Annotated in this window: 1 pseudogene; it reads left to right on the top strand. The window is 69.3% G+C overall.

Annotated elements, in window-relative coordinates:
- Positions 1 to 244: pseudogene (locus tag V0R37_RS23010) on the top strand (MFS transporter); the annotation flags it as partial.

Here is a 244-nt window from a genome sequence, read left to right as displayed (position 1 = left end):
CACCGTCGACATCACCAGCGTGGCGTTCGCCGAGCAGCGTGGGCAGCCACTGGCCGCCAGCGCGGTGCTGTCGGCCTATGCGCTGGGCAGCTGCGCGGCGGGCCTGTTGTTTGGTGCACTGAAACTGCAGATGTCGTTGCGGCGCCTGTTGCTGCTCGGTGCAGCAGCCACCTCGATGACCACGCTGCCGCTGCTGTGGGTCGGCAGCCTGCCGTTCCTGGCCATTGCGGTGCTGCTGGCCGGG

Source organism: Pollutimonas rozaliensis (assembly GCF_048751585.1).
Taxonomy (GTDB): Bacteria; Pseudomonadota; Gammaproteobacteria; order Burkholderiales; family Burkholderiaceae_B.
This window is presented reverse-complemented; position numbering and strand designations above follow the sequence as displayed.